At 68.4% G+C, this 19,646-nt stretch carries 21 protein-coding genes and 1 tRNA gene; 6 read left to right on the top strand and 16 right to left on the bottom strand.

Annotation, left to right across the window (positions count from 1 at the left end):
- Window positions 1-344, top strand: a 344-nt coding sequence (locus tag ACFOMP_RS02045; protein ID WP_379027709.1) for a pyocin activator PrtN family protein, incomplete at its 5' end; no start/stop codon positions are given.
- 173 nt (window positions 345-517) lie between these two features.
- On the opposite strand, the gene ACFOMP_RS02040 is transcribed toward ACFOMP_RS02045, so the two are convergent.
- Window positions 518-594, bottom strand: a tRNA-His gene (locus tag ACFOMP_RS02040).
- A 113-nt stretch (window positions 595-707) separates the two neighbouring features.
- Between ACFOMP_RS02040 and ACFOMP_RS02035 the strand changes: the two genes are divergently transcribed.
- Complete coding sequence (locus ACFOMP_RS02035; protein ID WP_289895409.1) at window positions 708-950, top strand: DUF6324 family protein; 243 nt, start codon at window positions 708-710, stop codon at window positions 948-950.
- On the opposite strand, the gene ACFOMP_RS02030 is transcribed toward ACFOMP_RS02035, so the two are convergent.
- The 8 genes from ACFOMP_RS02030 to ACFOMP_RS01995 form a co-directional block, all read right to left on the bottom strand.
- Window positions 931-1,404 carry an MmcB family DNA repair protein gene (locus ACFOMP_RS02030; protein WP_379027708.1) on the bottom strand — a complete coding sequence of 158 codons (474 nt, stop codon included), beginning with the start codon at window positions 1,402-1,404 and terminating at the stop codon, window positions 931-933. The two genes, ACFOMP_RS02035 and ACFOMP_RS02030, sit on opposite strands and share 20 nt — an antisense overlap.
- 352 nt (window positions 1,405-1,756) lie before the next feature.
- On the bottom strand, window positions 1,757-2,677 hold the full coding sequence (locus ACFOMP_RS02025) for a DUF481 domain-containing protein (RefSeq protein ID WP_019352473.1): 921 nt from the start codon (window positions 2,675-2,677) through the stop codon (window positions 1,757-1,759).
- Between the two features lie 430 nt (window positions 2,678-3,107).
- Window positions 3,108-3,425, bottom strand: a complete 318-nt coding sequence (locus ACFOMP_RS02020) for a hypothetical protein (protein ID WP_379027707.1) — start codon at window positions 3,423-3,425, stop codon at window positions 3,108-3,110.
- Window positions 3,426-3,502: 77 nt separating this feature from the next.
- Window positions 3,503-4,000 (bottom strand): transcription antitermination factor NusB, encoded by a 498-nt coding sequence (gene nusB, locus ACFOMP_RS02015; protein WP_289895405.1) that lies wholly within the window; start codon window positions 3,998-4,000, stop codon window positions 3,503-3,505.
- The gene (locus tag ACFOMP_RS02010; protein ID WP_379027706.1) at window positions 3,997-4,548 is read right to left on the bottom strand and encodes a 6,7-dimethyl-8-ribityllumazine synthase; all 552 of its coding nucleotides are present in this window, start codon (window positions 4,546-4,548) and stop codon (window positions 3,997-3,999) included. The genes nusB and ACFOMP_RS02010 overlap by 4 nt, the downstream gene beginning before the upstream one ends.
- Window positions 4,549-4,552: 4 nt before the next feature.
- Window positions 4,553-5,671, bottom strand: a complete 1,119-nt coding sequence (gene ribB, locus ACFOMP_RS02005; RefSeq protein ID WP_289895403.1) for a 3,4-dihydroxy-2-butanone-4-phosphate synthase — start codon at window positions 5,669-5,671, stop codon at window positions 4,553-4,555.
- The gene (locus ACFOMP_RS02000) at window positions 5,661-6,227 is read right to left on the bottom strand and encodes a hypothetical protein (RefSeq protein WP_379027705.1); all 567 of its coding nucleotides are present in this window, start codon (window positions 6,225-6,227) and stop codon (window positions 5,661-5,663) included. Before ACFOMP_RS02000 ends, ribB begins: the two co-directional genes overlap by 11 nt.
- A complete protein-coding gene (locus ACFOMP_RS01995; protein ID WP_379027704.1) occupies window positions 6,227-6,820 on the bottom strand; it encodes a riboflavin synthase in 594 nt (197 codons plus the stop codon). Before ACFOMP_RS01995 ends, ACFOMP_RS02000 begins: the two co-directional genes overlap by 1 nt.
- 307 nt (window positions 6,821-7,127) lie before the next feature.
- Between ACFOMP_RS01995 and ACFOMP_RS01990 the strand changes: the two genes are divergently transcribed.
- The 3 genes from ACFOMP_RS01990 to ACFOMP_RS01980 all read left to right on the top strand — a co-directional run bounded on the left by ACFOMP_RS01990 (window position 7,128) and on the right by ACFOMP_RS01980 (window position 11,717).
- A complete protein-coding gene (locus ACFOMP_RS01990; protein WP_289895400.1) occupies window positions 7,128-8,441 on the top strand; it encodes a capsule biosynthesis protein in 1,314 nt (437 codons plus the stop codon).
- A gap of 169 nt (window positions 8,442-8,610) precedes the next feature.
- Entirely contained in the window at window positions 8,611-9,717 is a 1,107-nt protein-coding gene (locus ACFOMP_RS01985; protein WP_289895399.1) for a polysaccharide biosynthesis/export family protein, read from the top strand.
- 5 nt (window positions 9,718-9,722) lie between these two features.
- A complete protein-coding gene (locus tag ACFOMP_RS01980; RefSeq protein WP_379027703.1) occupies window positions 9,723-11,717 on the top strand; it encodes a capsular polysaccharide biosynthesis protein in 1,995 nt (664 codons plus the stop codon).
- On the opposite strand, the gene ribD is transcribed toward ACFOMP_RS01980, so the two are convergent.
- Both ribD and nrdR read right to left on the bottom strand, forming a co-directional pair.
- Window positions 11,714-12,691 carry a bifunctional diaminohydroxyphosphoribosylaminopyrimidine deaminase/5-amino-6-(5-phosphoribosylamino)uracil reductase RibD gene (gene ribD / locus ACFOMP_RS01975; protein ID WP_379027702.1) on the bottom strand — a complete coding sequence of 326 codons (978 nt, stop codon included), beginning with the start codon at window positions 12,689-12,691 and terminating at the stop codon, window positions 11,714-11,716. The two genes, ACFOMP_RS01980 and ribD, sit on opposite strands and share 4 nt — an antisense overlap.
- A gap of 14 nt (window positions 12,692-12,705) precedes the next feature.
- Complete coding sequence (gene nrdR, locus ACFOMP_RS01970) at window positions 12,706-13,170, bottom strand: transcriptional regulator NrdR (protein ID WP_019353203.1); 465 nt, start codon at window positions 13,168-13,170, stop codon at window positions 12,706-12,708.
- A gap of 240 nt (window positions 13,171-13,410) precedes the next feature.
- Here nrdR and ACFOMP_RS01965 point away from each other — a divergent pair, with 240 nt between their 5' ends.
- The gene (locus ACFOMP_RS01965) at window positions 13,411-14,535 is read left to right on the top strand and encodes a TRAP transporter substrate-binding protein (protein ID WP_289895396.1); all 1,125 of its coding nucleotides are present in this window, start codon (window positions 13,411-13,413) and stop codon (window positions 14,533-14,535) included.
- Window positions 14,536-14,638: 103 nt separating this feature from the next.
- Here the strand turns inward: ACFOMP_RS01965 and ACFOMP_RS01960 are convergent, their stop codons facing one another.
- From ACFOMP_RS01960 to cobU, 5 genes are all read right to left on the bottom strand, one after another.
- Window positions 14,639-16,618 carry a TRAP transporter large permease gene (locus tag ACFOMP_RS01960; protein ID WP_379027701.1) on the bottom strand — a complete coding sequence of 660 codons (1,980 nt, stop codon included), beginning with the start codon at window positions 16,616-16,618 and terminating at the stop codon, window positions 14,639-14,641.
- Window positions 16,615-17,238: a TRAP transporter small permease subunit gene (locus ACFOMP_RS01955; protein WP_019351383.1), complete on the bottom strand. Its 624-nt coding sequence runs from the start codon at window positions 17,236-17,238 to the stop codon at window positions 16,615-16,617. Before ACFOMP_RS01955 ends, ACFOMP_RS01960 begins: the two co-directional genes overlap by 4 nt.
- A 114-nt stretch (window positions 17,239-17,352) precedes the next feature.
- The gene (cobS, locus tag ACFOMP_RS01950; RefSeq protein WP_379027700.1) at window positions 17,353-18,129 is read right to left on the bottom strand and encodes an adenosylcobinamide-GDP ribazoletransferase; all 777 of its coding nucleotides are present in this window, start codon (window positions 18,127-18,129) and stop codon (window positions 17,353-17,355) included.
- Window positions 18,122-19,078: a nicotinate-nucleotide--dimethylbenzimidazole phosphoribosyltransferase gene (gene cobT / locus ACFOMP_RS01945; protein WP_379027699.1), complete on the bottom strand. Its 957-nt coding sequence runs from the start codon at window positions 19,076-19,078 to the stop codon at window positions 18,122-18,124. Before cobT ends, cobS begins: the two co-directional genes overlap by 8 nt.
- On the bottom strand, window positions 19,075-19,608 hold the full coding sequence (gene cobU / locus ACFOMP_RS01940) for a bifunctional adenosylcobinamide kinase/adenosylcobinamide-phosphate guanylyltransferase (RefSeq protein WP_289895392.1): 534 nt from the start codon (window positions 19,606-19,608) through the stop codon (window positions 19,075-19,077). Before cobU ends, cobT begins: the two co-directional genes overlap by 4 nt.
- Window positions 19,609-19,646: the final 38 nt, after the last annotated feature.

The following is a 19,646-nucleotide window of genomic DNA, read 5'->3' as shown; positions in this document are numbered from 1 at the left end:
AAACCGGCGATCATGGCGACCGCCAAGCTGGAGCATCGTGCCCGCGAGGTCAGGAAGGGGAAGGCGTGATGGGCAAGCAGGGAATCAATACCATCTGGCTGCTCATGGCCCAATACGAAGGCCGGGCGATGATCGGCGCCGATGTGGTGTGCCGGGACTTCTTCGCCCCGCTCACCCTGCCCGTCTTCCTGCGGAAGGTCTCGACCGGCGAGATCCCACTGCCGCTTGTTCGGATGGAGAACAGCCAGAAGGGCGCGAAGATGGTGCATCTTTCGGACCTTGCAGCCTACATCGATGCGCGGGCGGAATCGGCCCGGAAGGAAGCCAGAGCGCTCGGCCGATAGGGCGCTCTTGCTAAAAATTTTGCTTAAACTTCCAGACCGCCTTTAGCGATATGATTTTCCGTCGCTTTCTGACTTGTCCCGACAGTCCATCATCGGGGCCACGGAAAACCGCGCCGCCTCCGCGATACCGTTCTTGTGGACCGTGGTCATGCGCCTGGACTGCCTGATTGCGATGGTACCGCCTCCCCGGCTCGAACGGGGGACCTCTAGATCCACAATCTAGCGCTCTAACCAACTGAGCTAAGGCGGCACAGGCGGGTATCTAGCGCCAGCCACCGGCCGGCGCAAGCCCGTCTTGCCGCTTTTTGCCATGCGGGGTAAGGAAAATCCTCATAGCCAAAGGCCAGCCGGCAGGAGAGCAGCATGAGCATCAACAGCGAAAGCAATATCGCCGCGAATCTTCAGATCGGCCCCACCGATCGCGGCATGGTCCGCATCTATGTCGAGGCCGAAGGCGTCGACCTGCCGCTGGATTTCGATCCCGACGAGGCCGAGGAAATCGCCGAGGAACTGCTGGCCGCGGCCGAGGCGGCGCGCAGCATGGGCGCACCCGGCAAGGGCGGCGGCGGCAAGCCCGGCAAGGATGTCAGGAAGCCGCGCCGCTGATTCCCAGCGGATCGGTCAGCGCCAGCAGCCGCGCGGTCGAGACCCGGGCGATGTCGCGCAGCAGCCGGCTGCGCCGGGCGCCGGCCAACCGCGTCTCGGGCGCCATGCGCACCAGTTCCGCGCCCCAGGAATCGGCGCGGATCAGGCCCGAGCCCGCGGGCAGCAGGTCTTCGGGAAAATCCGCGTCCACCGCCCAGAAGAAGCGGTCGCAGAATTCCAGATAGCCCTGCCATTTCCGGTCAGCGACGAAATCGGCCCGGCAGCTCTTGCATTCCACCACCCAGATCTCGCCCTTGGGCGAAACCGAGATCACGTCGACCCGCAGCCCGCCCGCGGGCACGAACTCCGCCAGCGCCGCATGGCCGATCCCGGTCAGCATCCGCGCCACGCCGCGCGCCAGCCGCTGGCCCGGTTTCACCGGCAGGGTTTCGGTCATGGGATCGGGGTTCGGCATGGTCGAACCATGAACGAAGCGTAAACATCTTGCAAGCCCGGCCGCAGGGATCTTGCGGCGCGGCCCCCCCTCGCCTATCTGCGTGACTGGCGGGTTTCTGCTCTTCTCGTGTGTGGCCTCTTTTTCCACTGGCCTATAACTTCACCGAGGGGGCTGGCTCTGTCGGGGCCCTGGTCCCGTTATCCGGCTCCCACCTGGACATCCAGGCTTTCGGGGAAACTAGCGCTGCCACGGCCGCTGCGGTTCCCGCCACCCCTTCCCGAACCTCGACGGCTGGACGGATGCGTCGCGCCGGACAAAAAAGGGCGGCCCGAAGGCCGCCCGAGAGAGAGAGAAGGGATTTGCCGGTCGATCAGAAACCGTAGACCAGCGACACGCCCAGCGTGTTGTCGGTGCGGGTCGCGCGGTCCGAAACATACTCGGTCTTGTACGAAACCCGGGTCGCGAAGGCATCCGTCATCTTGAAGTTCAGGCCCAGCTCGTTGGTCGCGGTATCGTTGGCGTCCGAGGTCAGGTAGTCGGTATCGTTGGTGATGAAGAACTGGTCGTTGATCTTGTGGTAGAAGCGCGACGACAGCAGGTAACCGACTTCGGTGTTGGTGTTGTATTCATAGGTTTCGGCCACCGGGTCGATCACGTCCACGGCCTTGGTGTAGCGCACGCCGACGGCGGCCTGCACGCGCCAGGCGGTGGTGTCGTTGTTGATCACGCGATAGCCCGGACCGACGCCGAAATAGGCGTCCCGCTTCAGGCGGCCGTCCAGATCATCGAAGGTCTCGTCATCGGCCAGGGTGACCGGGTCGTTGGCCAGCGCATCGGTGGTCAGGCGACCCAGCGCGAAACCGTAGAAGCGGTCGTTGATGTCATACATGCCTTCGTAGATGACATAGGTCTTTTCGGTATCCTTGTCGCCGGCGTTGTTCTCGCCGTATTCAAGCAGGATACCGACCGACTGCGAGAAGCGGCCCTGATTGGCCGACAGCCGGCCGGACAGGCTGAAGTCCTGGTTCTCGCTGTTGCCGGTGCGGCCGACATAGCTCAGCGCGACCGAGCCGAACAGGCCTTCGCGGCGCTCCGGATTGCCGAAGCGATAGGCGTCGGACGAACGGTCGAAATCGTCGCGAACCGCCTCTTCGACGTCCTTCATCTGTTCGTTGACCGAGGAGATGCCGGTGGCATTGGCGCCCGTGCTGATTTCCGACTGCGCGAAGGCGGGGGCCGCGAAGGCGGTCGCAAGGGCGGTAGCGCCGGCGAGGTAAGCAAGCGTTTTCATCTTGGATCAGTCCTTTTTTCGAACCGTTTCGTGTCCGTGACCCCGGCCTTCCGGCGCCACGAGCATCTCTGCTGGCTCAGAGGTAGAACTGGGACACCTCTGGATAAAGAGGCCGTGAAAACCCCGGAGAAGCTCTCAAAAACGTGAAAAGACCGCGGAATTTCGCCGTTGGCGGAAATATGACCATCCGAAATCGTGATGAAACCATTTCGCGGAAAGGTTGCGGCGGCGTTTGTGACACAAGTTCAGAAGGTAATAGGGTACCGCAACCTCACGAAGCATGAAAGCCCTGCAACAGAACCATGCAGCCCGGGGTGCTGCACAAAAAAAAGGCAGCGCTTCTGCGCTGCCTTGCCGGTCAGATTGTTGCGTCAGGTCCACAGTCCGGACGCAAAAATGCAGCGGTTCCGTGATTGCCCGGGCGGTCCGCTCAGCGCGAGACCGTGCCCGCGGATGCGGGAACCGCGGCGGGCGCCGGCGCGGGCCGGCGGCGAATCCGTTGCTGGTGGCCGCCGCGCGGCCCCTCGCCCTGGGCCATCAGCATCACCCGGATGCCGAACTGCACCCCGGAAAACAGGATGGTGTGAAAGACCGTCAGCATCAGCACGGCGATCCAGCCGCCGCGTGTCGCGCTGGTCAGATGCCGCAATCCGGCCACGTCCAGCGCCAGCAGCAGGCCGGTGAAGACCAGCGCCAGCGCAAAGCCGATGGCGATGCTGACGATATAGAGCCGGATGAGCTGCGGCATCTGCTTTCCCCAAGCTGGACGAACCGCGCCATTCTAGCGCGATCGCCGCGCCTCGGGCAGGAAAAATGCGCGGCGCGTCAGAATGCCTCGGGCCGCGCCTCGCGGGCCATATGGTCCAGCACGGCATTGACGAATTTCGACTCGCGCCCCTCGGCGAAGAAGGCCTGCGCCAACTGCACATATTCGGTGATCACCACCCTGGGCGGGGTCTTCGGGGTCACCAGTTCGGCTCCGGCGGCACGAAACACCGAGCGCAGCACCGGGTCGATGCGGTCGATCGGCCATTTCGCCACCAGCGCCCGGTCGGTCATCTGGTCGATCTTCGACTGCCAGGTGACGGCATCGTCGATGATGCGGGCGAACAGTGCCAGATCCGCCTCGGCCGAGACGATGTCCTGGTCCTCGCCCTCGCGGCCGATGCGCCAGTTCAGGAACTCGCGCTGGACGCGGTCGGCGGAATGGCCGGCCGCCTCCATCTGGAACAGCGCCTGCACGGCATAAAGCCGCGCGGCGGCGGCCCGGGCCTGCCGGGCCTCGCGGTCGGCGGAATTGCGTTTGTCGCCTGTCTTGCTCATGCGCCCCTCGGCCCGTCGATTTCGCCGGCCAGCTTGATCACGTCGCGCGGCGCCCCCGCATCGCCGCGTGGCGATTGCGCCTGCCAGCGGCGTTTCAGCGCCACCAGATGCAGCGCGGCCGCAGCGGCGCCGCCGCCCTTGTTCTGGCCGTCCGGGTCGGCGCGGACCTCGGCCTGCCGGTAATTCTCGACCGTCAGGATGCCGTTGCCGATGCAATGGCCCTGCAGCCCCAGCAGGGTGATGCCGCGCGAGCTGTCGTTGCAGACCGTGTCGTAATGCGTGGTCTCGCCCCGGATCACGCAACCCAGCGCGACATAGCCGTCATAGAGCCCGCGCGCGGCGGCCAGGCCGATGGCGGTCGGAACCTCCAGCGCGCCGGGCACCTCGACCAGATCTACGGCCGCGCCGGCCTCGGCCGCGACCTTGCGCGCGCCGGCGATCAGCCCGTCGGCGATCTGGCGGTAATAGGGCGCGACCACGATCAGCAGCCGCGCGCCGCCCTCGATCCGGGGCAGCGGCAATTGGTAATGTTCGATGCTGGCGGCCATCAGGTCACTCTTGGGGAATCGGACGGCTGGAATGGATCGAAAGCCCGTAGGCGTCAAGCCCGACCACCTTGACCGGCGCCGAATTGGTCAGCAGCACCAGTTCGGACAGGCCGAGCGCCGAGAGGATCTGCGCCCCGAGCCCGTATTGCCGGATCACATGCGACGACACCTCGTCCTGGCGCGGCAGCCGCGGTTCCAGGTCGCGGAACAGCACCACGACCCCCCGCCCCTCCTCGGCGATGAGGCGCATGGCGGCGCCCAGGCTGCCGGCGGATTCGCGGCCGATGCCCAGCACGTCATGCAGCGGGTCCAGGACATGCATGCGCACCGGAACCGGGCCGGGCGTGGTCAGGTCGCCCTTGGTCAGCACGATATGCTCGGCGCCGGTGGTCTCGTCGGCGAAGATGCGCATCATCCAGTCGCCGCCATGCGTCGAATGCACGGCGCGCTGGCCGCGCTCGGCGATCAGGTTGTCGTGGCGGCGGCGATAGGCGATCAGGTCGCTGATCGTGCCGATCTTCAGCCCGTGCTTCTGGGCGAAGGCCACCAGATCCGGCAGCCGCGCCATGCTGCCGTCCTCGTTCATGATCTCGCAGATCACGCCCGCCGGGTTCAGCCCGGCCAGGCGCGAAATGTCCACCGCCGCCTCGGTATGGCCGGCGCGGACCAGCACGCCGCCGTCGCGCGCCCGCAGCGGGAAGATATGGCCGGGCGTGGCGATGTCGGCCGCGCCCTTGGTCGGGTCGATGGCGATCGCGATGGTATGGGCGCGGTCATGGGCCGAGATGCCGGTGGTCACGCCCTCGCGCGCCTCGATCGACATGGTGAAGGCGGTCTCGTGGCGGCTGGAGTTCTTCGAGCTCATCAGCGGCAGCCCCAGCGCGTCGATACGCGCGCCGGGCATCGACAGGCAGATCAGCCCGCGACCGTGGGTGGCCATGAAGTTCACCGCGTCGGGCGTGGCCATCTGCGCCGGGATCACCAGGTCGCCCTCGTTCTCGCGGTCCTCGTGGTCCACCAGGATGAACATCCGGCCGTTGCGGGCCTCGTTGATGATCTCCTCGGTCGGAGAGATGGCGCTCGACCAGTCCCGCTCGACCTCACCCGGCTTGTCATACTGCATCCGCAACTCCTGCAAAGAACCGCTGGCCGCTGACGAAACCCGCCAGCCCGCCCGCCGCCATCATCTCACGTTCGTGATCGGTCTCGCCGATCATCAGCACCGCATCCCCGGGCAGGCCCTCGGCCCGCAACCAGGCCTTCATCCTGTCCCGCATCGCCGACCAGGGGGTGCCGAAATGCGGCAGATCCTGGACCGATCGCGCCCCGATCTGCATCGCCAGCGCCGCCGGCGCAAGCCCCGGTCCGCAGCCCAGATGCGGCACGGCCGCGCTTTGCGCGATGCGGGCGCGTTCCGCCTGGCCCAGCCGCTGCTGGGGGCGGAACACGCCAAGCGCGTTGCTGGAATAAAGGAAAGCCACCAGATCCCGGCCCGTCGTGGCCCGCACCCCGGCATAGGTCTTGTAGTCGAGGCCCAGTTCCCTGGCCCGGCGGACCTGCATCCGCACCACCTCGACCGGCAGCCGCGCGCCCAGCAGCTCGCGCCGCGCCACCGCCCAGGCATGGGCACGAAAGCCGCTGGCGGGGCCGGGGCCGCGGTTATGGCCGATTCCCGCCATCACCCCGCCTCGGCCAGCCGCGCCACATAGCGGGCCAGCGTGTCGATTTCCAGGTTGACGCCATCGCCGATCCGGGCTTCGCCCCAGGTGGTCACCGCCTGGGTATGCGGGATGACGTTGACGCCGAAGCAGGCGCCCTCGACCTCGTTCACCGTCAGCGAGGTGCCGTTCAGCGCCACCGAGCCCTTGGGCGCGATGAAGCGGGCCAGCGCCTCGGGCGCGCGGAAGCTGATGCGGGTGCTGTCGCCCTCGTCATGCATCTCCTCGATTACCGCGACGCCGTCGACATGGCCCGAGACGATGTGGCCGCCCAGTTCATCCCCGACCCGCAGCGCGCGTTCCAGGTTCAGCCGCTTGCCCGGCGCCCAGCCGTTGGCGCCGATATTGGTCTTGGAGAGCGTCTCGGCCGAGATGTCGACGTCGAACCAGTCGGCGCCCTTCTCGATCACCGTCAGGCAGACGCCGTCGCAGGCGATCGAGGCGCCCAGCTCGACCCCGGTCATTTCGTAATGGCAGGAAATGCGCGCCCGCATGTCGCCGCGCATCTCGACGCGCGAAACTTCGCCGATATCCGTGATGATGCCGGTAAACATGGCCGTCCCCTTTGTCCGATGGCAGAGAACTAGAGCCTTGCCGACCGATCTTCAAGCAAAGCCGCAACAGAGCTTAAGCCGCGTTAAGCGAGATTCGGGAAAGGTCGTGACAGCGGTCGGGTTTTCATGCATCAGGAAAGGACGATCCCGGTGGTAGGCTCCGCCTGTAGCGAAAAGCCGAAAACCCATGTTCAGCAGCCCAAGGTCTTGACCGTCTGATACCATGACCGGATCCCTTACTCTTCGCGCCGCCCAGCAGCCGGCGCGCCAGCAAGTCGCCGGAACCTCGCGACCGGCGGGACATCTCATGGCGCCCGTCGCCGCAACCGCCGCCCTGCCGGCGCCGAAGCGCGTGTTCCTGATGCTGCAGGGGCCGCATGGCCCGTTCTTCGACCGCGTCGGCCGCCTGCTCCGCGACACCGGGTCGCAGGTCTGGCGCGTCAGCTTCAACGCCGGCGACGAATTCTTCTGGTCCGACCCGCGGCGGCTGATCCGCCATGCCGGCCGCCCCGAGGACTGGCCCGAGCATCTGGACCGCATCATCACCGAAAAGGGCGTGACCGACATCGTGCTTTACGGCGATGTGCGCCCGATCCACGCCGCGGCGCGCAAGGCGGCGCAGCGCTACGACCTGGTGCTGCATGTCTTCGAGGAAGGCTATCTGCGCCCGTTCTGGATCACCTATGAACGCGGCGGCTCGAACGGCCATTCGGCGCTGATGCGCATCCCCCTGCGCGAGATGCGCAACGCCCTGCGCAACCGGATGGGCGAGATGAACCGCCCGCCGGCGCATTGGGGCGACATGCGCCAGCACAAGTTCTACGGCGCGCTCTACCATTTCTTCGTGCTGGTGGCGAACCGCCGCTATCCCGGCTATCGCACCCATCGCCAGATCGGCGTGTTTCGGGAGTTCCGGCTGAACCTGCGGCGCTTCCTGCTGACCCCCCTCGACGCCGTGGCCCGCATAGGCGAGGCCAAGGCGGTGCGGCGCGGCGGCTTTCCCTATATCCTGGTGCTGATGCAGCTCGAACATGATTCGAATTTCGTCGCCCATTCGCCCTATGCCCGCATGTCGGACTTCACCGACGAGGTGCTGACCGAATTCTCCCGCTGGGCACCCCGCCACCACCGCGTGGTCTTCAAGGCCCACCCGCTCGAGGACGGGCGCGGCGGCATCCGCCAGGCCATCCAGGACAAGGCCCGCGCCCTGGGGATCGAGGATCGGGTGCATTTCGTCCGCGGCGGCAAACTGGCGCGGCTGATGAACCAGGCCCGTGCGGCGATCACCGTCAATTCGACGGCGGCGCAGCAGGCGCTGTGGCGCGGCCTGCCGGTCAAGGCCATGGGCCGGGCGGTCTTCGACAAGCCGGGCCTGGTCTCGGACCAAAGCCTGGCGGAGTTCCTGCACGATCCGCGCCCGCCGCGGGCCGTGGCCTATCGGCGCTATCGCGATTTCCTGCTGGAAAGCAGCCAGGTGCCGGGCGGCTATTACGCGGCGCGCTCGCGCGCCCACGCGCTGCGCATCGTCGTCGACATGATGCTGGCGCCCGAAGACCCCTATCAGGCGCTTTTCGCCGGACGTGGCCAGTATCGGCAACAGATGGGCGACAAGGACGATTGACCAGGGCAAAAATATGGAAAAGCCCGCCGTGCTGGGCTAACCTGCCGCAAAAGACGGCAGCGATCCGGGAATCGCACGAGAGGACAGGAGTAACAGTTTGACTCAAGCGAGTTTTTCACCCGTTCGGTGCGGACCGGCCTTGCTTCGGCCGCGCTCTTTTGCCACCCGCATGGCGCAGGTCGCGCTTCTCGGGGCGGCGCTTCTGGTCTCGGCCTGTGGCCTGCCGCGCTCCGGTCCTACCAAGGGCGAGATCCTCTCGGGCTCGGTCGAAAAGGGCGGCAGCTCGCATATCGTGAATGTCGATGACCGGGTGAACCGGGCGGCGAACTACACCCCTGCCTACGGCTTCTCCTCCGATTTCCGTGCCGCCGGCCAGGTGGGCGCCGACGAGGTCCGTCCCGGCGACGTGCTGGGCCTGCAGATCTGGGAAAACGTCGATGACGGGCTGCTGGCCTCGATGGGGCAAAGCTCGACCGCGCTGACCGAACTGCAGGTGGACAGCCAGGGTTATATCTTCGTGCCCTATGCCGGCCGCATCCGCGCTGCCGGCAACAGCCCCGACGAGCTGCGCCGCATCATCACCCAGAAGCTGGAAACCCAGACCCCCGACCCGCAGGTCATGGTGACCCGCGTCGCCGGCGACGGCGCCACCGTCTCGGTCATGGGCAAGGTCAATGGCCAGGGTGTCTATCCGATCGAGCGCCCGACCCGCTCGCTCTCGGCCATGCTGTCGAAGGCCGGCGGCGTCTCGATCGAGCCCGAGATCGCGGTGGTCACCGTGAAGCGCGGCAATTCCAGCGGCAAGGTCTGGCTGCGCGACCTTTATTCCAATGCGCGCAACGACATCGCGCTGCGTCCCGGCGACGTGATCCTGGTCGAGGAGGACGAGCGCAGCTTCACCGCGCTGGGTGCGCTTGGCGGCCAGACCAAGGTGCCGCTCGGCAACGAGCAGATCAACGCCATCGAGGCGGTGGCCATGGTCGGCGGCCTCAGCACCCAGCTGGCCGATCCGAAGGGCGTCTTCGTCCTGCGCGACGAGCCGCAGACCGTCGCCCGCGCCGTGCTTGGCCGCAACGACATCTACGGCACGCAGCGCGTCGCCTATGTGCTCGACCTGACCAAGCCGGACGGCATGTTCCTGGCGCGTGACTTTGTCATCCGCGACAGCGACACCGTCTACGTGACCGAGGCGCCCTTCGTGCAATGGCGCAAGACCCTGCAATCCATCCTGGGCACCGCTACCGAGGTCGGCGCCGCCGACAGCGCCTTCCGGTAAGGCGCATGGAACCAAAGACCAAGGCCGCCGGGGATTCCCGGCGGCTTTTCGTATTCAATGCCGGTTTTTTCACCCGCCCGCGCCTGCGCCGCATCCTGGAACTGGCGGGCTGGTCGCCGCGCCTGGGCCTTCCCGGCCCGGGGGATTGCGTCGGCATCTGGGGCGCCAGCCCGACCGCCTGGCGCGGCAAGGCCATGGCCGCGCGGCGCGGCGGCCGGCTGGTGCATGTCGAGGATGCCTTCCTGCGCTCGGTCCTGCCCGGCCGCGCCCACGGCGCGGTCGCCAGCCGCGGTCCCATCGGCTTGCTGATCGACCCGATCGGGCTGCATTTCGACCCCGGCGCGCCCTCGCTGATCGAAATGCTGGTGCGCGATCCCGACACCCTGGCGCTGCGACAGGCCGCGCGCGCCGCCATCGACCGGCTGATCGCCGCGGATCTGTCGAAATACAACGCCCATCTGCCGCAGGCCGCGCCGCCGCCGTCCGGCTATGTCCTGGTGATCGACCAGACCCGCGGCGATGCTTCGCTGCTGGGGGCGGGGCGCGCGGATTTCCTGGCGATGCTGCAGGCCGCCCGCGACGAGAATCCCGGCCTGCCGCTGGTGGTCCGCAGCCATCCCGAAACCGCCGCCGGCCTGCGCCCCGGCCATGTCGGCCCTGCCGACCTGCGCCCCGGCGAGCGGTTCTGCGACGGGCCCGTCTCGCCCTGGGCGCTGCTGCGGGGGGCGGCGCGGGTCTATGCCTGGTCCTCGCAGCTGGGTTACGAGGCGATCCTGGCCGGCCACCGCCCCCGCATCTTCGGCCAGCCGTTCTATGCCGGCTGGGGCCTGTCCGACGACCGGCACGCCTTTCCCCGCCGCGAACCCGCCCCGGTCGAGGCGCTGTTCGCGGCCAGCCATCTGCGCGCGCCGGTCTGGTACGATCCCTGTCTGGACCGGCTCACCGATTTCGAGGGCGCGCTGCGCCAGATCGAGGCCGAGGCCCGGGCCTGGCGCCAGGACCGCGACGGCCATCGCGCCTATGGCATCCGGCTGTGGAAGCGCCCCTTCGTCGCGCGCTTCTTCGGCAGCGGCAAGGGCGTCCGCTTCGTCGCCAAGCCCGACCCGCAAGTCACGCTCGCCTGGGCCAACCGCGCCGCCGAAGTGCCCGGCGCGCTGCGGATCGAGGACGGCTTCATCCGCTCGCGCGGCCTGGGTGCGGCGCTGGTGCCGCCGCTGTCGCTGGTGGCGGACGACCTGGGCATCTATTACGATCCCGGCCGCGAAAGCCGCTTCGAGCGGCTGATGGCCGAGCCGGTGCCGCCCGGCGGCCGCGATCGCGCCATGCGGCTGGCCCGGCTGCTGGCGCAATCCGGCATCACCAAATACAACCTCGCCGGCCCGCCCCCGGCCCTGCCGGCCGGCCACCGCATCCTGGTGCCCGGCCAGGTCGAGGACGACGCCTCGATCCGCCTCGGCGCCGGCGAGGTGCGCACCAACCTGGCGCTGCTGCAGCGCGCCCGGGCCGAGAACCCCGACGCGGTGTTGATCTACAAGCCGCATCCCGATGTCGAGGCCGGGCTGCGCCCCGGCCTGATCCCCGAGGCCGAGATGGCGCGCCTTGCCGATGTCGTTGCCCGCAATACCGGCGCCGACGCGCTGATGGCGCAGGTCGACCAGGTCTGGACCATGACCTCGACCCTGGGCTTCGAGGCCCTGCTGCGCGGCCTGCCGGTGACCACGCTGGGCGCACCCTTCTATGCCGGCTGGGGGCTGACCCGCGATCTGGGCCGGATCCCCGAACGCCGGCGGGCACAGGCTGATCTGGCGACGTTGGCGCATTGCGCCCTGATCGCCTATCCGCGCTATTTCGACCCGGCCAGCGGGCTGCCCTGCCCGCCCGAGACCGCCGTGGCGCGACTCTGCGATCCGGCTTTCGGCGGCGCGGGCGGTGCGGCGGTGCGGTTGCTCGCCAAGACGCAGGGGGCGTTCAGCAGCTATGCCTGGATCTGGCGGCGCTAGTCGCGCAGCCAGCGATGCATCAGGTCGGGCCCGATCCGCCGCGCCTCGACCAGATGGAAACGCGGCGCCTCGGCCAGGCGCTCCAGCCCCAGCGCGGCAATCCCGGCCCGGCCGTCGCTACCCAGCACCAGGCCGGCACCGTAGCCGATCAGCTGATCGACCATGCCGGCCCGCAACAGGCCGGCCGCCAGCACCCCGCCGCCTTCGCAGAAGACGCGGGTCAGGCCGCGCGCGCCAAGCTCGGCCATGAACTGCTCGGGCCGGCCCGCAACCTGCCAGAGCGGGCCATGCTCGGATCCCTCGGCCGGCAGTTCGGGCAAGGGGCGCGACGACACCACGATGCGCACCGGCTGCCGCACCGGGCCGAAGCCGCGCACGTTCAGTCCCGGCCGGTCGGCGCGCGCGGTCTCGCCGCCGACCATCACCGCGTCATGGCCCAGGCGCAGCGCATGGACATGGCGGCGCGCCTCGGGCCCGGTGATCCACTGGCTTTCACCCGAGGCGGTGGCGATGCGGCCGTCGAAGCTGGTGGCCAGTTTCAGCGTCAGCATCGGCCGGCCGCGCTGGATGCGGCTGAGGAAGCCGCGCTGGACATCGCGCGCCTCGGCCTCGCAGATGCCCTCGGTCACCGCGATGCCGGCGGCGCGCAGGATGGTATGGCCGCGCCCGGCGACGCGCGGGTCGGGATCGGTCAGGGCGGTGACGACGCGGACGACGCCCGACCGCACCAGCGCCTCGGCGCAGGGCGGGGTCTTGCCGTGATGGGCGCAGGGTTCCAGCGTGACATAGGCGGTGGCGCCGCGCGCCGCCGCGCCGGCCTGGGCCAGCGCCATCGCCTCGGCATGCGGCCGTCCGCCGGGCTGGGTCCAGCCGCGTCCGACCATGATGCCGTCGCGGACCAGCACGCAGCCCACCGCCGGATTCGGCCAGACATTGCCCAGGCCCCGCCGCGCCAGTGCCAGCGCGTGCCGCATGTGGCGCCGGTCGCTCACTCCTCGGCGGTGCCCGGCCGCAGTTCCGAGACGAACTTGTCGAAATCGTCCGCCGCCTGGAAATTCTTGTAGACGCTGGCGAACCGCACATAGGCCACGGTGTCGATCCGGGCCAGCGTCTCCATCACGATCTCGCCGATGACCTTCGAGGGGATGTCGGTGTCGCCCATGCTTTCCAGCCGCCGCACGATGCCCGAGATCATCTGGTCGATGCGCTCGGGCTCGATCGGCCGCTTCTGCATGGCGATGCGGATCGAGCGCTCCAGCTTGGTGCGGTCGAAATCCTCGCGCCGGCCGCTGGACTTGACCACCACCAGGTCGCGCAGCTGTACCCGCTCATAGGTGGTGAAGCGCCCGCCGCAGGCCGGGCAGAACCGCCGCCGCCGGATGGCCACGTTATCCTCGGCCGGACGCGAATCCTTGACCTGGGTATCCACATTTCCGCAGAACGGACAGCGCATCCCTTGTTCCCCCAAAGCCCCAAACCGCTGCCAGTATAGGCAAGCCCAAATCGCTTGGGTAGGCCCGATGATGCACCCACAAGATCGGCCATGCCGGCGTGCCGGGTGACGTAACGGCACCTGGCGGGTCGGGCCCGGATCGGCGGCGAAAGCGGCGCTGCCGTCTCGACAGGGTGGCGGGGCCGTGCGACATTCCGGTCGTCGGCCGCCGGGAAACGGCCGATCAATGCGGAGGAACTCATGAAAAAAACCAACCAGTTCGACCGGCGCGCCTTCCTGACCCGCGCCACGGTTGGCGGCGCCACGGCGGCCGCCGGCGCGGCGCTGGCCGCGCCCGCCATCGCGCAGGAGATGCCCGAGGTGAAATGGCGCCTGACCTCGGCCTTTCCGAAGTCGCTGGACACCATCTATGGCGGCGCCGAAGTGCTGTCGAAACACTTGTCCGAGGCCACCGACGGCAAGTTCCAGCTGCAGGTCTTCGCCGGCGGCGAGATCGTGCCCGGCCTGCAGGCCCAGGACGCGGTCACCGACGGCACGGTCGAGGCTTGCCACACCGTCGGCTATTACAGCTGGGGCAAGGATCCGACCTTCGCCTTGGGTTCGGCCGTGCCCTTCGCGCTGTCGGCCCGGGCGATGAACGCCTGGCAATATCATGGCGGCGGCATCGACCTGTATAACGAGTTCTTGGCCACGCATAACATCTTCGGCCTGCCGGGCGGCAATACCGGCGTGCAGATGGGTGGTTGGTTCCGCAAGGAAATCAATACCGTGGCCGATCTGCAGGGCCTGAAGATCCGGGTCGGCGGCTTTGCCGGCAAGGTGCTGGAACGGCTGGGCGCGGTGCCGCAGCAGATCGCCGGCGGCGACATCTACCCGGCGCTGGAAAAGGGCACCATCGACGCTTCGGAATGGGTCGGCCCCTATGACGACCAGAAGCTGGGCTTCTTCAAGGTCGCGCCCTATTACTACTATCCCGGCTGGTGGGAAGGCGGCCCGACCGTGCATTTCTTCTTCAACAAGGCGAAATACGAGGGGCTGCCCCCAAGCTACAAGTCGTTGTTGCAAAGCGCCTGCCAGGCGACCAACGCCGACATGCTGCAGAAATACGACCACCTGAACCCGATCGCCCTGAAGGAGCTGGTGGCCTCGGGCGCCCAGCTGCGGCCGTTCAGCGCCGAGATCCTCGACGCCTGCGCCAAGGCCGCGAACGAGGTCTATGCCGAGCTGGAAGGCTCGAACGCCGCCTTCAAGAAGATCTGGGAGTCGATCAAGGTGGCGCGGGCGGATTGGTATCTCTACAACCAGACCGCCGAATATACCTATGACACGTTCATGATGATCCAGCAGCGCAACGGCGCGCTCTGAGCCATCACCGGACTGCCGGGGCCGCTGCGAGGGATCGCGGCGGCCCTTTTTGCTGGTCGCGCGGGCGGCAATGGAAAAAGGCGGCCCGCGGCCGCCTTTCCCGTCAGTTGCCGGAGGGCTGCGCCGGGGCGGTCAGACCCGGCGGCGGTCCCGAAAGCGGGCCGCCGAGCCCGTCTGCCGGCGCCGCCGCTTCCGGAGCTGCCCCGGCCTCCGGCGTCGCCGCCTGGGTGGGGTGTGTGCCGAAATCCGGCACGCCGCCCAGACCGCCAGGCGCCGGAATGCCGCCGGGCGCCGCCGTGTCGGGGACCGAAGTCGCGGAAGGGGTCGCCGGGGTGCCGAAATCCGGCACGCCGCCCAGGCCGCCGGGGGCCGGAATGCCGCCGGGCGTGGTGGTCCCGGTCGCCGCACCCGGCGCGGCGGGTTTGCCGAAGGGATCGCCAAGCCCGCCAAGGCCACCCAGACCGCCCAGACCACCGCCCGAGGGGATCTCGATCTTGACATTCGAGGTGTCGATCGGCGCGCCCTTGTAATGCATGACAAGGCCCGGGAACAGCATGACCACCGCCACCATCACCATCTGGATGCAGACATAGGGCACCGCGCCCCAATAGATCTGCCCGGTGGTCACCGGCTGCATCATCCGGCCCGTCACCTTGTCGCGATAGGGCGATTTCGGCGCCACCGAACGCAGGAAGAACAGCGAGAAGCCGAAGGGCGGGTGCATGAAGCTGGTCTGCATGTTCACCCCCAGCAGCACGCCGAACCAGATCAGGTCGATGCCCATCGCCTCGGCCGCCGGCGCCAGCAGCGGCACGATGATGAAGGCCAGCTCGAAGAAGTCGAGGAAGAAGGCTAGCAGGAAGACCAGCACCGAGACCGCGATCAGGAAGCCGAACTCGCCGCCCGGCAGCGAGGTCAGCAGATGCTCGACCCAGACATGCCCGTTCACGCCATAGAAGGTCAGCGAGAACACCCGCGCCCCGATCAGGATGAACATGACGAAGGCCGACAGCCGCGTCGTGGCCAGCAGCGCCTGGCGGATCACGTCATAGCTCAGCCGGCCCTTGATCCCGGCCAGCAGCAGCGCGCCGACCGCGCCCATGGCGCCGCCCTCGGTGGGCGTGGCGATGCCCAGGAAGATCGTGCCCAGCACCAGGAAGATCAGTGCCAGCGGCGGGATCAGCACGATGATGACCTGCTGCGCCAGCCGCGACATCAGATTGATCTTCAGCGCCTTGTCCAGCAGCGCCAGAACATAGATCACGATCACCGCCAGCGCCGGGGCCAGGATGTCGGCATCGCGCCCCTGGGTCGGGTAGAGCCAGCGGAAGGTCAGCCAGGCCAGGCCCAGGGTCAGCGCCAGCGCCACGAACAGCGAGGTCACGCCCGAGCCGAGCGTCCGCGCCTCTTTCGGCAGGGCCGGCAGGCTGTTCGGCCGGATCAGCGTCATCACGAAGATATAGGACAGGTAGATGCCGGTCAGCACCAGACCGGGGATCAGCGCGCCCTTGTACATGTCGCCGACCGAGCGGCCGAGCTGGTCGGCCAGCACGATCAGCACCAGCGAGGGCGGGATAATCTGCGCCAGCGTCCCCGAGGCGGCGATGGTGCCCGAGGCGATGCGCCGGTCATAGCCGTAGCGCAGCATGATCGGCAGCGAGATCAGCCCCATGGCGATGACCGAGGCCGCGACCACGCCGGTCGTCGCCGCCAGCAGCGCGCCGACGATGATCACCGCATAGGCCAGACCGCCGCGGACCGGGCCGAACAGCTGGCCGATGGTGTCCAGCAGATCCTCGGCCATGCCGGATTTCTCCAGCACGATGCCCATGAAGGTGAAGAAGGGAATGGCCAGCAATGTCTCGTTCGACATCACCCCCCACAACCGTTCGGGCATGGCGTTCAGCAGCGGCCAGCTCAGGTTGATGTTGCCGCCCGAGAGCGGCGCCAGTTCCACGCCGATGACGAAGAACAAAAGCCCGTTCGCGGCCAGCGCGAAGGCGACCGGATAGCCGAAAAGCAGAAACAGCACCAGCGAGCCGAACATGATCGGCGCCATGTTCACCGCAATGAATTCCATCATTTGCGGGTCTCCTCGCCCTGGGTCTCTTCGTCGAACGCGGCCTGCATCTCGCGCACCATGACCTCGCCTTCCATGGCCGCGGCCTCATGCGCCGAGACGAAGGGGGCGGGATCCTCGATGATGCCGCGCATGACGGCGATCTTCTTGATGATTTCGGAAATGCCCTGGAAGAACAGCATGACGAAGCCGACCAGCAGCAGCATCTTGGCCGGCCACAGGATCAGCCCGCCGGCATTGGTCGAGACCTCGCCGCTGCGCCAGGAGCGCAGCACCCAGGGGTAAAGATACCAGATCATCAGCGTGACGAAGGGCATCAGGAAGAACACATGCCCGATCAGGTCGATCCAGTGCTGGCGGCGGCGCTTCCACATGCCATAGATGATGTCGATGCGGATATGCTCGTTTTCCTTGAGCGTATAGGCCGCGGCGCCGAGGAAGGCGGCGCCGTACAGGTACCATTGCAGTTCCAGCCAGGCGTTGGACGAGGTGTTCAGCACCTTGCGGATGATCGCGTTGCCGGCGCTGACCAGCACGGCGACGAGGATCAACCAGCTTGCACTGCGGCCGATCGCCGAGTTGACGCGGTCGATGCCGCGAGAAAGCCCCAGCAGGGCACCCATGTGACAACCTCCCTCAGATGTTCTTATGGCCCTTGAGCAGGGGGTTTACCCCCTTGATGTAGCCGTTTCGTATGAATGAACCGCTAGAGGCGGTCAAGAAAAAGCCAAAAGACGTCACGGCGCCTGCAGCAGTGCGGTCAGGGCCAGCAGCCCCGCGACCTCGCCCGCCTGCTGCATGGCGCCCAGCACGTCGCCGGTCTGGCCGCCGAGCCGGCGCAGGGCCCGTCGCGCCAGCCAGAGCTGCGCCGCCGCCATGGCCGCCGCCGCCAGAAGCCAGGCCGCAGGCGGATATGGCAGGCACAGCGCCGGCGCCAGCAGGGCCACGGCGCCCAGCACCAGCGCGGCGGCGACGCTGCCTCGCCGCGGCCGCCCCGCGGCATGGCCCAGCCCGTCAGACCGGGCCGGCGGCATCAGCCCCAGCGCCGCCGCCATTCCGGCGCGCGAGGCGGCGGCGATCTCGGCCAGCGCCAGGGCGGCCAGCCAAGGCTCGACGGCCAGGGCGGCAAGTGCCGCCACCCGCAGCCCCAGGGTCACGATCAGCGCCAGCACGCCATAGCTGCCGATGCGGGAATCGCGCATGATCTCCAGCCGCTGCTCGCGCGTGGCGCCGCCGCTGCCATCGGCGAAATCGGCCAGCCCGTCCTCGTGCAGCCCGCCAGTGGCCAGAATCGTGGCACCGACCGCCAGCAGCGCCGCGACCGAAGCCGGCAGCCCGGCGACAACGGCCAGGCCCAGCACGGCGGCACCGGCCAGTCCGACGGCCAGCCCGGCCAGCGGAAAGGCCCAGGCCGCCTGTGCCAGCGTCGGCGGCCTGGCGGGCAGCCAGCGGCCCGCGGGCAGCCGGGTCAGCCAGACCAGCGCCAGCGCCGCCTGACCCGCAAGCCTAGCCAATCCCGGCCTCGGCAAAGGTCGCCATGCCGTTGTGGCATTCCAGCGCCGCGCGCAGGATCATCAGCGCCACCGCCGCGCCCGAGCCCTCGCCCAGCCGCATGTCCAGCGTCACCACCGGCTGTTTCCGCATCACCGCGATCAGCCGGCGATGGCCCGGCTCGGCGCTTTCATGGCCGATCAGGCAATGGTCCAACGCATTCTCGTCGTTCACCAGCAGCACGCCCGCCGCCGCCGAGCAGATGAAGCCGTCCAGGATCACCGGGATCCCCAACTCGCGCGCCCGGATCACCGCGCCGCAGATCGCCGCCTGCTCGCGCCCGCCATAGGAGCCCAGGATCGAGGCCGCCGTGGCCGCGCCCTTGTGGCGCTTCAGCCCGGCCTCGACGGCGGCGATCTTGCGGGCCAGCACCGCGTCATCGGCGCCGGTGCCGGGGCCGACCCAATCGGCGGCGCTGCCGCCGAAGGTCGCCGCCGCCAGCGCCGCGGCGACGGTGGAATTGCCGATCCCCATCTCGCCCAGCAGGATCACGTCGGCCTGCGGGTCCACGGCGTTCTTGCCGGTCTGGATGGCGGCGACCAGCTCGTCGACCTCCATCGCCATGCCCCGGGTGAAATCGCCGGTGGGGCGGTCCAGGTCCAGCGCGATCACCTGCAGCTCGGCGCCGGCCAGCCGGCAAAGCTGGTTGATCGCCGCGCCGCCGTTGCGGAAATTCGCGACCATCTGGGCGGTGACCTCGACCGGGAACGGGTTCACCCCCTGCGCGGTGACGCCGTGATTGCCGGCAAAGACCAGCGCCTGCGCCCGCGCGATCACCGGCCGCTCGCGGCCTTGCCAGCCGGCCATGAACACCGCCAGCTCCTCGAGCCGGCCCAGCGAGCCGGGGGGCTTGGTCAACTGGTCCTGGCGGTCGCGGGCGGCGGCGGCGGCGGTCTCGTCGAACTCTTTCAAGATGTCCCTTTCTGCGGTTTCAGGCAGAGCGGCAGGCCGCTGACGGCCATCCAGACCTCGTCCGCGACCCCGGCGACCGCCTGGTTCATCCAGCCATGCTCGTCCCGGAAGCGGCGGGCAAGCGCATTCTCGGGCACGATGCCCAGGCCCAGCTCGTTCGTCACCAGCACCACCGGGCTTTGCTGGGCGGCCAGCAGCTCGCAAAGCGCGCCGACCCGCGGGCCGGGCCGATCCTCGGCCGCCATCAGGTTCGACAGCCACAGCGTCAGGCAGTCGACCAGCCGCACCCCCTGCCCGTCGGTGCGCGACAGCGCGAGGGCCAGGTCGCGCGGTTCCTCGACCGTCTGCCAGCCGGGGCCGCGCCGGTCGCGGTGCCGGCCGATCCGCTGCGTCATTTCGTCGTCCCGGGCCTCGGCCGTGGCGATGTAGAACCGCGCGCCCGGATGACGGGCGGCGATGGATTCGGCCAATGCGGACTTGCCCGAACGGGCGCCGCCGGTAACCATGGTGATGCGCGGAACGTTGCTCATGTCCGTGTTGTTTCACATGGGCGGGCGCTGCGAAAGCC

This window comes from Paracoccus simplex, assembly GCF_042648325.1.
GTDB lineage: Bacteria > Pseudomonadota > Alphaproteobacteria > Rhodobacterales > Rhodobacteraceae > Paracoccus > Paracoccus simplex.
Note: the sequence above shows the minus strand (reverse complement) of the source record. Positions and strands in the feature narration are given on the sequence as shown.